The following is a 12,878-nucleotide window of genomic DNA, read 5'->3' as shown; positions in this document are numbered from 1 at the left end:
AGTAAGCGTCAAGATCCGCCCCACCGGTGATCTTCGGGAGTAGATCTGAAGGTAGCCCGCAACACGGCGGGTCACCTTCAGGAGATCGACGTGACGCTACTCGAAATCTTCCCCTCCCTACGCGGCGCAATGACACCGCGTATGGATCCTGCGTTGTGGCCCATCAGTACTCGCCACGACCACAGCGGGCGTGTCTGCATCGGCGACGTCTCCCTCGAAGAGATCGCGGACCAGTACGGCACACCGACGTACGTCGTCGACGAGGCGGACGTGCGGCACCGCTGCCGCACGTATCGAGAGATCTTCCCCGACTCGGAGATCGTGTACGCCGGCAAGGCACTGATGATTCGAGCGATGGCTACCTGGGTCTCCGACGAGGGACTCGGGGTGGATGTCTGTTCCGCCGGTGAACTCGCCGTCGCGCTCGCCGCGGGCGTGGACCCCCACCGAATCATCCTGCACGGCAATGCCAAATCGGTTTCCGAACTGAGGGCGGCGGTCAACGCGGGTGTGGGCCGGATCGTCCTCGACTCCCCCAGCGAAGCGGTACGGCTCGCGTCGGTGTGTACCCACCGACAGAAGGTGTTGATCAGAGTCACACCCGGCATCGACATACACGGACACAAGGCAGTGTCCACAGGCATCTTGGACCAAAAGTTCGGCCTACCAGCGTTTTCCGAAGAACTGGAACGTACGGTATCCGTCGTCGCCAACGCGGCGCACCTGCAACTCATCGGCCTGCATTGCCATCTCGGCTCCCAGATCACCGATCCCGAACTCTTCCGCCCCGCGATCGAGACGATGATCGCACAGATGGACGACATACGACGCACGCATCGAATCATCCTCACCGAACTCGATCTCGGCGGTGGCCATGGGATCGCATACATGCCGGGAGACGCCCAACTGGATCTGACCCGCCTCGCTCACGTCATCGACGAAACTCTCGACGACGCGTGCACCCGAAACCGCTTCCCTCGCCCCGAAATCGTGCTCGAGCCTGGCCGAGCGATCGCCGCGCGCGCCGGAGTCACGCTCTATCGCGTACAGAACATCAAGTCGATCAGCGGCGGTCGAACCTTCGTTTCCGTCGACGGTGGGATGAGCGACAACCCTCGGGTGTCGTTGTACGACAGCCACTACGACGTCGAATTGGTGAACCGGCATTCGAGCGCACCGCTCCAGGAAGTCACCGTCGCCGGGCGGCACTGCGAATCGGGCGACGAAATCGCCGTCGGAGCAAGGCTTCCCGCCGACCTACATGAAGGTGACCTGTTGGCAGTGCCGTGTACGGGCGCATACCACCACAGCATGGCCTCCACCTACAACAGCGTCGGCCGGCCACCGGTCGTCGCTGTGCTGGGCGGGATTGCGCGGCCGTTGATCAGGCGCGAATCGATCAACGACCTGCTGGCCCGCGAGGTCGGCATCTGACCTCGCGGGCGCCTAAGCCTCAGCGCTTGCGACGGCTACCGGTACCGAAGATATTTCGCGAAATCTCGCGTCCCGCAGCCGAAGCCGCCGAACGCAGGAAACTCTTCACGGCCGAGTTACCCAGGATCTGCTCGGCGATGTTGGGGCCCTCAGGTTCGGCCGGCGGCGGTGGCGGCAGATCGGGCAGCGACGGAAGATCCAGGGACTGATCCGCCGTCGGAGCACCGGCCACCTTCGCCGTCAACTTTTCGTACGCCGACTCGCGGTCGATGGTCTGGCCGTACTTCTGATTCAGCGGACTCGACGACGCTGCCGCCTTGATCGCGTCGTTGCCGATGGTGTCCATCAGCGACCTCGGAGGACGAATCTTGGTCCAGGCCACCGGCGTCGGCGCACCCTTTTCCGAGAGCACGGTCACGATGGCTTCACCGATGCCGAGTGAAGTCAGTGCCTTTTCCAGGTCGTAGTGCTCGGTCTTCGGGTAGGTACGAACGGTCTTGTTGAGCGCCTTCTGATCGTCGGGCGTGAATGCGCGTAGGGCGTGCTGGACGCGCGCGCCCAACTGCGACAGCACCGAATTGGGAATGTCGGTCGGAAGTTGCGTGCAGAAGAACACGCCGACGCCCTTGGAGCGAATCAGCTTGACCGTCTGTTCGACCTGCTGCAGGAAAGCCTTCGACGCGTCCGCGAACAGAAGGTGCGCCTCGTCGAAGATGAACACCAGCTTCGGCTTGTCAAGATCTCCCTCTTCGGGCAGCGTCTGGAACAGGTCCGCGAGCACCCACATCAGGAAGGTGGAGAACATTGCCGGACGCGCGGCCTGGGCACCGAGTTCGAACAGCGTGATCACACCGGCACCGCCGACGACACGCAGCAGGTCCTCGGTTTCGAGTTCCGGTTCGCCGAAGAAGGTGTCACCGCCGTCGGCTTCGAGGTTGACCAACGCGCGCAGAATCACTCCCGCCGTCGCGGAGGAAACTCCGCCGATACCCTTCAGATCCGCTTTGCCCTCAGCGCTAGTCAGGTGGGCGATGACCGAACGCAGATCCTTGAGGTCCAGCAGGGCCAGGCCCTGAGTGTCGGCCCAGTGGAAGATCAGTCCGAGAGTCGATTCCTGGGTCTCGTTGAGGCCCAACACTTTGCTGAGCAGGATCGGCCCGAAACTGGTGATGGTCGCGCGCACCGGGATACCGATTCCGTCAGTACCCAACGACAAGAACTCGACTGGCATCCCAGCGGGAGTCCACGAATCGTCGCCCGTCTCGACGGCGCGAGCCTTCATCTTCTCGCTCGGATCCCCCGCCTTCGACAGACCCGAGAGGTCGCCCTTGACGTCGGCCATCACTACCGGCACACCCGCGGCGGACAGCTGCTCGGCGATGCCCTGCAACGTCTTGGTCTTGCCGGTACCCGTCGCACCGGCAATCAGACCGTGACGGTTGATCGTCGCCAATGGAATCCGCACCCGCGCGGTGGGATCTGCCACTCCGTCGATCACCACCGAGCCGAGCTCGAGTGCCCGCCCCTCGGATGAATAGCCCGCCGCGATTTCAGCTGCAGCACCCGACGGCGCCTGAGCAGCGGGGGTGGCTCCGGCCGATGCTTCGGCTTCAGCGGCAGCCGCTTCCTTCTCGGCTTCCTCAGCTGCTGCCGCGGCTTCAGCTGCAATCCGAGCGGCTTCGGCAGCGGCAGCCTTGGCAGCTTTCGCCTTCTCCGCCGGCGTCAGCGGCGCGGCTCCGTCCTTCGGATCCACGGTCATCGAAAAGCCCTCCTCGTTGCAATGCGGCGAAGTTCTTGTCATCACCCGAACGCCGTCTTACACACGTCGAGTTTCCACCGCAGACCTTATCCCGCGCCCGCGCGCACTACTGTGTTCCTGGTGCAGGACAAATTGGTATGGATCGATTGTGAAATGACCGGGCTGCGACTCGAGTCGGACAAACTCATCGAGATTGCGGCTCTGGTGACCGACAGCGACTTGAACATCTTGGGCGAAGGTGTGGACATCGTCATCCACGCCGACGACGACGCGTTGGCTGCAATGCCCGACGTCGTGAAGAAGATGCATGCGAAGTCGGGACTGACCGAAGAGGTTCGTAAGTCGACGGTCACCCTCGCCGAGGCGGAGAAAGAGGTGCTCGCGTACATCCGCAAGCACGTTCCCGTCGCCGGTACGGCTCCCCTGGCAGGTAATTCCATCGCCACCGACCGCGGATTCATCTCGCGTGACATGACGGCGCTGGACACATACCTGCACTACCGGATGATCGATGTCAGCTCCATCAAGGAACTCTCCCGCCGCTGGTACCCGCGAATCTACTTCGGCCAGCCCGAAAAAGGTCTCGCCCACCGGGCACTCGCCGACATCAAGGAATCCATCCGCGAACTCAAGTACTACCGCGGCACTGCATTCGTCGCGGCGCCCGGACCGTCGAGCGCGGAGATCGCAGCCGTCGTAGAGGGCTTGGGTCCCGCCTGACCTGCCGATTGGCTTCCTGACCGACTTTCGCGCTAGTATCTCTTTCGTCAAAGCAGCCGGGTCAAACCGGTGGCCGAGGCAATGGTGGGCGTAGTTCAGTTGGTAGAGCACCAGGTTGTGATCCTGGCTGTCGCGGGTTCGAGTCCCGTCGCTCACCCAAGCGGAACCCCCGAAGATGTCGAAAGACATTTTCGGGGGTTCTTTTGGTTTGTGCGCCGGCCCCAATCCCCCCTTCCACAGCCGGGTGGCGACCGCGACAAATCGCCCGCTCCCGAGCAACCCGTGCCCGGGCCGAGCGAACGTACCTCTCGTCGCCTCAGATAGACCGAAAGCCACTTTCGCTCACATGGGGGTAGCTGGAAATCGCCGCAAATGGCCCAGCCGTCGATCACTCGGGCGACGGTTGCGGCTCCCAGACACCTGCGACGGTCCCCTCGCGAACGTGTCGCTCGTATGCCGAAACCTTGTCGTGGATGACGGTCAGGTTGTCCTGCAGCGCAGAGATCCTGGATCGAATCAACACCTCATGCTTTTGTAGAAGTGAAAGCCGTTCCTTCTCGTTTCCCGGCCCTGACCTGACGAGTGCGGCGAATTCGCGAATCGTTGCTATCGGCATACCCGAGTCTCGGAATCGATTGCACAGCTTCAACCAAGCGACATCGTTTTCGGCGTAGACCCGACGCCCACCTGCCGAGCGCGCAACCTCGTGAACGAGCAATTCCTCACGTTCGAAGTATCGAAGGGAATCGATGCTGATTCCGGTCTCGACAGCTACGTCACCGATTGATAGTTCACGCATTGCCCGTCTACCTTTCCTTGACCTGGAGTGCACTCCAGATTTTACGGTCGCTGCCATGAATTCCATTCAGCGCAAAATCAACACCGGGCTCTCCCGAATCTCCACTGCCGACGACGTACTTGGCGGACAAGATTTAACCGGCACAACTGCTTTGGTCACTGGCGGGTACTCCGGACTCGGATACGAAATTTCGCGGTCACTTTCTTCGGTCGGCGCGCGAGTTGTAGTTCTTGCCCGCCGACCAGAACAGGCACGGAGCGAGGTGGCAGACCTTCCGGGTATCGAAGTGCGAGCGTGCGACCTGTCGGACCCGAGCAGTGTCAGATCGTGTGCGCGAGAAATTCTCGAATCCCGGATCACTCCGGACATCATCATCTGCAATGCGGGGGTCATGGCCTGCCCGGAACTCCGTGTCGGCTCCGGCTGGGAATCACAATTCGCGATCAATCACCTCGGGCACTTTGTACTGGTGAACCTGCTGGTGCCAGCAATGCCCGCAAACGGTTCTCGCGTAGTCGCTGTCTCGTCGGCGGGACATTTTCTGTCGGGAGTGCGTTGGGATGACATACATTTCCGCAACGGTTACGACCGCTGGCTTGCGTACGGTCAAGCCAAGACTGCAAATGCTCTATTCGCTGTACAGCTGGCGAGCTCCGGTGCTTCACGCGGCATCACTGCGTTCTCCGTCCATCCCGGGAGCATCCTCACTCCCCTTCAACGTCACTTTTCTGCATCGGAGAAACACGATCTCGGATGGACGACGTCGAATGGCGACGCCGTGCCGGGATTCAAGACTCCCTCCCAGGGCGCCGCTACAACGGTGTTGGCAGCGACGGCACCGATACTCGCCGATCACGCCGGCGCGTACCTCCAGGACTGCAACATCGCGGACGTCGCGCAGACTGATGACATGAGCGTCGGCGGAGTGAAACCTTGGGCTACCGATCGCGACGACGCACGCAGATTGTGGGCACTGTCCGCTGAAATGACCGGAGTGGACGCCTTCGGTCGACGCTGACGCCGAGCGAACGTACCTCCCGTCGCCTCAGATAGACCGAGAGGCACTTTCGCTCACAAAGGAATACAGATGCAGAAATGCCCCCAACCGGACGGTCGGGGGCATTCTGACGTTCAGTGCTTCAGGGACGCACTCAGACGTCCGCGTTGCCGGTCTTCCAGACGCTCCAGGGAATGTTCCAGTCACCGAGGCCGTCGGTGCCGGAGAGCGTTCCGCCGACGGTGTTCTTGACGACGACGATGTCCCCACGCTTGGTGTTGTCGTAGACCCACTTGGCGTTGGACGGGCTCAGGTTGAGGCAGCCGTGACTGGTGTTGGAGTAGCCCTGCTGCCCGACCGACCACGGCGCCGAGTGGAAGAAGATACCGCTGTAGGACATTCGGGTCGCCCAGTCGACGGGGGTCTTGTAACCCTGCGCCGAGGTGACCGGGACGCCGTACGTGGACGAGTCCATGATCATGTTCGCGAAGCGGTCACCGATGATGTAGACGCCGTTGTCGGTGGGAGTGCTGTCCTTGCCCATGGAGGTGGGCATGGTCATGACGGTCTCACCGTTGACCTGGAAAGTGACCTGCTTGGTGTTGTCGTCCGCCGTGGCGATGACGGCATCACCGATGGTGAAGGAACTCTTCGCGTCTTCCTGCCCGAAGACTCCCTTGCCGAGATTGCGCCCGTACACGTTGACGCTCACGTCGACCTTGGTGCCCGGTGCCCAGTAGTTCTCCGGACGCCAACGGACCTCACGATTGTTGACCCAGTAGAACGCACCTTCGACGGTCGGAGTCGTGGTGACGGTGATCGCAGCTTCGGCAGCCTTGCGATCGGGGATGTTCTCGTCGAACTGCACCGCGATGGGCTGACCGATGCCGACCACGTCGCCCTCGTTCGGCAAGACATACGGCTTCGTGACGTTGCCGGGTGCGCTGGTGGTGAAGGACGTGACCGTCGTACTGGCGCCGCCCAATCCGAATGCGCGGGCCTCGATTTTGTACTTGCGGTTGTAGCCGAGCGGTTCGGTGGTCGTCCACGACGCACCGTCGGCAGCAATCGCGCCGGCAACTGCCTTGCCGTCCTGATTGACCATCGTCACGTCGGACAGGGCGCCGTCAGCGACGTTGATCTTGACCGGGTCGCCCGGCGAGAAGCCGACAGCGCCGTCGGCGGCGGTCGAGGTGAGCTTCGGCTTGATGAGTTCGGTGAGCGGATTGGAATCGATCGGCGCCGATCCCTCGGTGCTGACGTCCTTGCCACCCGACGTGCACGCGGTGACCAGAACGAGCGCACCGAGAGACACCGCGATCATCGCCGCACTCTTCGACACTCGACCGTTCCCCCCGCGCACGGACAGACCCCACCTTTGACGACTCATCGTTCGACTCCGCTTCACAATCTCTCCGACTAACTTCCGCATCACATGCGAATCCCACTTACCGGAAGGCAAGTGGGACTTGCGGTATGACTGCGCTGCACCAATGATGCCAGGCGCGCTCGTTACCAACGGTCATGAAGGGCCACGCCGTCAGTAACGTTCAAGTATCAATCGCTCCGAACCGTCCGTTTTGTTACCGCTTTCAGCGGATTTCCTCCGATTGGACTACGGCAGCGAGGCCGCCACCTGGCGATTTGCTCCCGAACCGGCGATTCGGCTAATGTTCTGTCTCGCAAGAGCGAGCGCCTATAGCTCAGTTGGTAGAGCAAGTGACTCTTAATCACTGGGTCCGGGGTTCGAGTCCCTGTGGGCGCACTTGCAAAGGTCCCCACCTTCTTCGGAAGGTGGGGATTTTTCTTTGTGGCTTGGTGGACAGGTCGTGGTGAATAGACTTCACAGTTACCGGAACCACGGCCTGGAGGTCTGATGACTGAGCGCGGATTCACGCCCGGCGGCGAACTGGCATTTGCCGGGGTGGCAGGTCAGGCAGCTCTGATCCGGTCCGGAGCTTTGTCCGCCCGCGAACTCACCGAGACCACACTTCGCCGTATCGAGCGCCTCGATTCGACGCTCAACGCATTTGTACGAGTTCTCGCGGACGAAGCACTCGACGAGGCGACACGGCTCGATCAACGTCAGGCCGACGGCAAAACCCTGGGCCCACTGCACGGAGTCCCGATTGCAATCAAGGACGAGAACGACGTCGCCGGAACGCCGACGACGTACGGCGGTGCGGCAGCCACGCGCATCGCATCGGCCGATTCAGAGGTTGTCCGCAGGTTGCGCGAAGCGGGTGCGGTGATCGTCGGCAAGACGACGATGCCCGAGTTCGGCATCTGGCCCTTCACCGAGACTGCCGCAAACGGATACACGAGAAACCCTTGGGACACCGGCATATCCACCGGAGGATCTGCGTCGGCCGTCGCGTCGGGAATGGTCGCGGCGGCAATAGGCGGCGACGGCGGCGGTTCCATACGATTGCCTTCGGCGTTCTGCGGGTTGTTCGGACTCAAGCCGCAACGCGGTCGGGTGAGCACCGCGCCGAACCGAAACCTCTGGCGCGGACTCGGCACACTCGGGCCTCTCACTCGTTCGGTCGAGGACAGCGCGCTCGTATACGACGCAATCACCGGTACCACCGAGATCGACGACTACACAGCCGAAACGCTCCGAACCAGCTTTGCCGACGCGGCCGTGTCGGCACCCGGGCCGCTTCGCATCGCGGTGTCCACCCGGAGTCCGGTCCGGGGCGTCCGTCCGTCAGCGGAGATCGTTGCCGCGGTGCTCTCGATCGCAGAGATGTTGAGCGCGTTGGGACATCACGTCGAAGAACACGATCCCGAGTACCCGGATGCCACTGCCGCTTTTCTCCCGCAGGTGCTCGGCGGTGTCCGCGACGAAGCGCTTCGTGTCGATCATCCAGCGCTTCTCGAGAAGCGCACGCGAGCGCTCGCCTCGATCGGCCGGATAGCTGCACCCGCGCGCGTCGGTAAATTCGCCTACCGCAAAGGTGAGCGAATTGCAGCGACGGTCAACCAGGTCTTCGACACCTTCGACCTGGTCCTGATGCCGACAACGCCCGCGCTGCCACGCCCGATCGGACAACTCGAAGGAACCGGCCTTCTGTCCGCAGTCCGCAAGGCGTTGCCGATCGCCGCCTACTGTTCTATCTGGAATGTCTGCGGCAACCCGGCGGCCGCGGTACCCGCCGGCTTCTCCGAACACGGACTCCCCCTGAGCGTCCAACTGGTTGCGCGCAGCGGTGGCGAATCGGCGATTCTCGCCGTCGCACAGCAGTTGGAAAGCACCGTCCGCTGGCCGGATTCACTCCCGCCACACTCGTGAATTCCGGAAGCGATGTAACCATCGTCACCACGATGAACACGCGTTTTGCAAACTCCTGAGCCTGTCGGCTAATGTTCTGTCTCGCAAGAGCGAGCGCCTATAGCTCAGTTGGTAGAGCAAGTGACTCTTAATCACTGGGTCCGGGGTTCGAGTCCCTGTGGGCGCACTTGCAAGAAGGCCCCCACCTCACCAGGTGGGGGCCTTCTTCATGTTCTGCCTTCGAAAACTCGGGTCAGCGAATGATCTTCCGGACCACGAGTAGTCCCACCACTGAACCAACTGCGATAAGCGCGTACTTCACTGCCGGCTCGTTGAGCTTGGCGAGCACCGTCTTCTTGGTGTTCTCGACCAGCCGCTTCGGGTTGGTGCGGACCGTCAGTTCGTCGAGTGTGCTCGCGAGCTGGTTACGCGCCTTCTCGATCTCGCGTTCGATGCTCTCGGTGTCCCTGGGCACGTGTCCTCCAACTTGTCTGTGTTCTGCTGCTCTGTGTGCGGGTCTGCTGTGCGGACGCAGCGCGCCGACACTTCGCTCTACCGTAGAGGAGCAGAATGCCCTCGCGCCCACCTGCCGCGCAATTTCTCGACTAACCTCGATTCCCGTGACCGAGAACAGTAGATTGTCCGCCGGCGACGTCGCGCCGGATTTCACGCTCCCCGACGCCGACGGCAACGAGGTTTCGCTTCACGATTACCGCGGCCGCAAGGTCATCGTGTACTTCTACCCCGCGGCCAGCACCCCGGGGTGCACCAAGCAGGCCTGCGACTTCCGCGACAGCCTCGCCGAATTGAACGGTGCCGGGCTGGAGGTCGTCGGAATCTCGCCGGACAAGCCAGCAAAACTCGCGAAGTTCCGCGATACCGAAGAGCTGACCTTCCCGCTGCTCTCCGACCCCGAGAAGGCGACGCTCGAAGCCTGGGGCGCATTCGGTGAGAAGAAGATGTACGGCAAGACGGTCCAGGGCGTCATCCGCTCGACGTTCCTCGTCGACGAGGAAGGCAAGATCGAGGTGGCCCAGTACAACGTCCGGGCCACCGGCCACGTCGCCAAGCTACGACGCGATCTGTCGGTCTAACTCCCGTACCTGCTCAAGAACAGCGCCTCCGCGAAAGCGAGATTCTCGATCTCCGACGGGTCGACGCTTTCGTCAGGTGCATGAATGCGGCACTGCGGTTCCTCGACGCCGATCAACGCGATCTCCGCGTCGGGGAACTGCTCGGCCAACGCACTGCACAGCGGAATCGATCCCCCTTGGCCGGCAAACCCCACTTCGCGGCCGTAGGCATCGGTCAGCGCAGACTTCAGCTGCGCGAATCCCGTTCCTTCCGTCGAGGACGAGAACGGTGATCCCGTCGATTCCGGTACAACCTCGATGTGGACGCCCCACGGCGCCGCTGCGCGGAGGTGGTCAGTCAACAACTTCTGTGCCTGCGCCGGATCCGTGCCAGGCGGGACACGAAGATTCAGGCGTGCGGATGCACGGGGCGTGATTGCCGCCGCAGAACCCACGACCGGCGGGCAGTCGATACCCAGGATGGTCAGCGCCGGACGAGCCCACACCTGCTCGGCGACCGAACCGGAACCAGACAGCTGTACCCCTTCGAGTACCCCGGCGTCGGAGCGGAACTGATCGCCGTCGTAACTGACTCCCTCCCACTCCTGGTCGTTGGTCAAGCCTTCGACAGTGGTGTTTCCGGCGCCGTCGTGCAGCGTCGAGAGAATGTGCACCAGCGCGGTGATCGCATCGGGTGCCGGTCCACCGAAGACACCGGAGTGAATCTCACCCTCGAGCGTCGACACGTGGACCACCACGTTGGCGATCCCGCGTAGTGATGTCGTGATCGTCGGCTCCCCCACCTCGGTGTTGCCGGTATCGGCGATCAGGATCATGTCGGCCGCAAAAAGTTCGGGCCGCTCTCGCACCAGATCCTCGAGACCGCCAGTGCCCATCTCCTCTGATCCTTCGGCGACGATCGTCAGATGGGCGCTCGGATCCACACCGGCAGCGGCGAGCGCTCGCAGAGCTGTCAGATGCATGACGACGTTGCCCTTGCAGTCGGAAGCGCCGCGTCCGTACCACCGTCCACCCCGCTCGGTGAGCGTGAAAGGCGGCGAGCCCCAGAGCTCTTCGTTTCCGGGCGGCTGAACGTCGTAGTGGCAGTACAGCAGAACCGTCGGAGCACCGCCTGGACCTGGTCGACGACCGACGACGGCGGCCGAGCCGTCGGAGGTCTCGATCGCCTCGATATCGGCGAAACCTTGATCGCGGAATGCCTCCAGGACCCAATGTGCCGCGGCCGCGCATTCTTCCGGCGGGTATTGCCGTGCATCTGCGACGGACTTCATCGCCACAAGTGCACTCAGATCCTCATGGGCACGCGGCATGAGTTCACGTACCGCGGTTCGCAGTTCTTCCGTCATCGTCTCCCTCTCCTCGGCATCGAACCTCGGTGTGCCCGAAGAATCTCAGTGTGCCCGAATCGGGCGTAGGGAGTCGGCAGGATCGCCGTTGCGCCACACCGCGCAGCAACCTCTTCAGCTACTGGACAGGTGGTCACCTAGTATCGAGGTGTGGCAACAGCATCGGGACTCGTGTGCGCGCACCTGCGCGGTGCGTTTCGACCGATCACGACCGCCGAAGTAGGTGGCCGATGACACCGGATAATGCACAAGTCCCAAATTCGACAGAAAACACCGATAGCCTGGAAGACGTGCAGCCCACGACTCGTAACCGCGCGCGGCGACGAGTCGACCCAGCACTGGAGAATCCTCAGAGCCTCGAAGAACCGCAGGAACTGCTGCCGCGCAAGCGTCCGACGCAAGAGCGCAGCCAGCGTAAATTCGACGCACTCCTGGCAGCGTCACGGGAACTCCTCACCGATGTCGGTTTCGAATCGTTCACCTGCGAAGAGGTCGCGGCACGTGCTGACGTCCCGATCGGGACGCTCTACCAATTCTTCGCGAACAAGTACGTCATCGTGTGCGAATTGAACCGCCAGGACCTCGTCGGGGTCCAGCACGAGCTTGCGCAGTTCGGCGGCGAAGTACCCTCGCTCGACTGGTTGCGGTTCCTGAACAGTTTCGTCGATCACATGGCCGGACTGTGGACGTCCGATCCGTCGCGCCGCGAGGTCTGGCTGGCGATGCAGTCGACGCCGTCCACGCGGGCCACCGGAGTCATTCACGAAAAGCAATTCGCCGAGACCGTAGCGAAAATGCTCGGTCCGTTGACGCCTCGTACGCGGCGAGATCGTCGCCTGATGATGGCGGAAGTTCTTGTCCACGTGGTGTATTCGATGCTCAATTTCTCGGTTCAGGACGGTCAGTCGCATGCCGACGCCGTCGCCGAACTGAAAAGGTTGATGATCGCGTATCTCCTCGTCGCCGAGAAGGAATCCCGCACGAAGGACTAGTCGAACGACAAAGAGCCGGTCTCCCCTTGGGAGACCGGCTCTTTCGTGTCCGGCAGTGCTACTCCGGGTCGGATTCGATGACCGCGAAAGCGCCCGCCATGTCCCCGTCGTGGGTGAGCGAGATATGAATTTTCACTCCGGTGAGGTGTTTGGCCACGTCACCGCGAAGCCGGATGCCCGGGCGACCCCAGGCGTCCGAGATGACCTCGATCTGATTGTGGATCATCTCCCCCAGCACCGGCGGGCTGGCGAAGAGAGCAGTTGACCATGCCTTGATCACTGCTTCCTTCGCTGCCCACCGGGCGGCGAAATGTCGTGCCGGTTCGGAGCTCCGGGTAGCGGCGTCTCGACGCTCGCCCGGTGTGAAGTTGTCGAGCATTGCCGTTCCCGGCCTGTTCAATTGCTCGGCGAACTCCGACACCGTCACGAGGTCGAAGCCGATACCCAGAACTCCCATACCGTG

General features: G+C 62.4%; 12 protein-coding genes and 3 tRNA genes. 9 read left to right on the top strand and 6 right to left on the bottom strand.

Going from position 1 to position 12,878, the window contains the following annotated elements:
• The first annotated feature begins 90 nt into the window (after positions 1-90).
• Entirely contained in the window at positions 91-1,434 is a 1,344-nt protein-coding gene (lysA, locus tag EEB12_RS25350) for a diaminopimelate decarboxylase (RefSeq protein ID WP_020908262.1), read from the top strand.
• Between the two features lie 19 nt (positions 1,435-1,453).
• On the opposite strand, the gene EEB12_RS25345 is transcribed toward lysA, so the two are convergent.
• On the bottom strand, positions 1,454-3,193 hold the full coding sequence (locus tag EEB12_RS25345; RefSeq protein ID WP_020970020.1) for a helicase HerA-like domain-containing protein: 1,740 nt from the start codon (positions 3,191-3,193) through the stop codon (positions 1,454-1,456).
• 120 nt (positions 3,194-3,313) lie between these two features.
• Here EEB12_RS25345 and orn point away from each other — a divergent pair, with 120 nt between their 5' ends.
• Positions 3,314-3,913: an oligoribonuclease gene (gene orn / locus EEB12_RS25340; protein ID WP_024487359.1), complete on the top strand. Its 600-nt coding sequence runs from the start codon at positions 3,314-3,316 to the stop codon at positions 3,911-3,913.
• An 84-nt stretch (positions 3,914-3,997) separates the two neighbouring features.
• A tRNA-His gene (locus EEB12_RS25335) sits at positions 3,998-4,070 on the top strand.
• Between the two features lie 231 nt (positions 4,071-4,301).
• Here the strand turns inward: EEB12_RS25335 and EEB12_RS25330 are convergent.
• Positions 4,302-4,712, bottom strand: a complete 411-nt coding sequence (locus tag EEB12_RS25330) for a MerR family transcriptional regulator (protein WP_019749137.1) — start codon at positions 4,710-4,712, stop codon at positions 4,302-4,304.
• A 55-nt stretch (positions 4,713-4,767) separates the two neighbouring features.
• On the opposite strand from EEB12_RS25330, the gene EEB12_RS25325 reads away from it, so the two are divergent.
• Entirely contained in the window at positions 4,768-5,730 is a 963-nt protein-coding gene (locus EEB12_RS25325) for an oxidoreductase (protein WP_141488739.1), read from the top strand.
• 133 nt (positions 5,731-5,863) lie between these two features.
• On the opposite strand, the gene EEB12_RS25320 is transcribed toward EEB12_RS25325, so the two are convergent.
• The gene (locus tag EEB12_RS25320; RefSeq protein ID WP_019749139.1) at positions 5,864-7,072 is read right to left on the bottom strand and encodes an Ig-like domain-containing protein; all 1,209 of its coding nucleotides are present in this window, start codon (positions 7,070-7,072) and stop codon (positions 5,864-5,866) included.
• A gap of 329 nt (positions 7,073-7,401) precedes the next feature.
• On the opposite strand from EEB12_RS25320, the gene EEB12_RS25315 reads away from it, so the two are divergent.
• The 3 genes from EEB12_RS25315 (at position 7,402) to EEB12_RS25305 (ending at position 9,170) form a co-directional block, all read left to right on the top strand.
• A tRNA-Lys gene (locus EEB12_RS25315) sits at positions 7,402-7,474 on the top strand.
• 111 nt (positions 7,475-7,585) lie between these two features.
• Positions 7,586-9,004, top strand: a complete 1,419-nt coding sequence (locus EEB12_RS25310) for an amidase (RefSeq protein ID WP_141488738.1) — start codon at positions 7,586-7,588, stop codon at positions 9,002-9,004.
• A 93-nt stretch (positions 9,005-9,097) separates the two neighbouring features.
• Positions 9,098-9,170: transfer RNA gene (locus EEB12_RS25305), tRNA-Lys, on the top strand.
• 66 nt (positions 9,171-9,236) lie between these two features.
• Here the strand turns inward: EEB12_RS25305 and EEB12_RS25300 are convergent.
• The gene (locus EEB12_RS25300) at positions 9,237-9,458 is read right to left on the bottom strand and encodes a DUF3618 domain-containing protein (RefSeq protein ID WP_003945299.1); all 222 of its coding nucleotides are present in this window, start codon (positions 9,456-9,458) and stop codon (positions 9,237-9,239) included.
• A gap of 145 nt (positions 9,459-9,603) precedes the next feature.
• Between EEB12_RS25300 and bcp the strand changes: the two genes are divergently transcribed.
• Positions 9,604-10,077 (top strand): thioredoxin-dependent thiol peroxidase, encoded by a 474-nt coding sequence (gene bcp, locus EEB12_RS25295; protein ID WP_019749140.1) that lies wholly within the window; start codon positions 9,604-9,606, stop codon positions 10,075-10,077.
• On the opposite strand, the gene EEB12_RS25290 is transcribed toward bcp, so the two are convergent.
• The gene (locus tag EEB12_RS25290; protein ID WP_141488737.1) at positions 10,074-11,423 is read right to left on the bottom strand and encodes a dipeptidase; all 1,350 of its coding nucleotides are present in this window, start codon (positions 11,421-11,423) and stop codon (positions 10,074-10,076) included. The genes bcp and EEB12_RS25290 overlap by 4 nt on opposite strands.
• 290 nt (positions 11,424-11,713) lie before the next feature.
• Between EEB12_RS25290 and EEB12_RS25285 the strand changes: the two genes are divergently transcribed.
• Complete coding sequence (locus EEB12_RS25285; RefSeq protein ID WP_019749142.1) at positions 11,714-12,415, top strand: TetR family transcriptional regulator; 702 nt, start codon at positions 11,714-11,716, stop codon at positions 12,413-12,415.
• 58 nt (positions 12,416-12,473) lie between these two features.
• Here EEB12_RS25285 and EEB12_RS25280 read toward each other — a convergent pair whose 3' ends face one another.
• On the bottom strand, positions 12,474-12,872 hold the full coding sequence (locus EEB12_RS25280; RefSeq protein ID WP_020970027.1) for a holo-ACP synthase: 399 nt from the start codon (positions 12,870-12,872) through the stop codon (positions 12,474-12,476).
• Positions 12,873-12,878 lie beyond the last annotated feature (6 nt).

The organism is Rhodococcus sp. WS1 (genome assembly GCF_003797745.1).
Taxonomy (GTDB): Bacteria; Actinomycetota; Actinomycetes; order Mycobacteriales; family Mycobacteriaceae; genus Rhodococcus_F; species Rhodococcus_F erythropolis.
Note: the sequence above shows the minus strand (reverse complement) of the source record. Positions and strands in the feature narration are given on the sequence as shown.

Coding starts and splice junctions, on each gene's coding strand:
- EEB12_RS25345 (WP_020970020.1), bottom strand. CDS start 3,193: ATGACCGTGGATCCGAAGGACGGAGCCGCGCCGCTGACGCCGGCGGAG.
- EEB12_RS25280 (WP_020970027.1), bottom strand. CDS start 12,872: ATGGGAGTTCTGGGTATCGGCTTCGACCTCGTGACGGTGTCGGAGTTC.
- EEB12_RS25310 (WP_141488738.1), top strand. CDS start 7,586: ATGACTGAGCGCGGATTCACGCCCGGCGGCGAACTGGCATTTGCCGGG.
- EEB12_RS25290 (WP_141488737.1), bottom strand. CDS start 11,423: ATGACGGAAGAACTGCGAACCGCGGTACGTGAACTCATGCCGCGTGCC.
- EEB12_RS25325 (WP_141488739.1), top strand. CDS start 4,768: ATGAATTCCATTCAGCGCAAAATCAACACCGGGCTCTCCCGAATCTCC.
- EEB12_RS25330 (WP_019749137.1), bottom strand. CDS start 4,712: ATGCGTGAACTATCAATCGGTGACGTAGCTGTCGAGACCGGAATCAGC.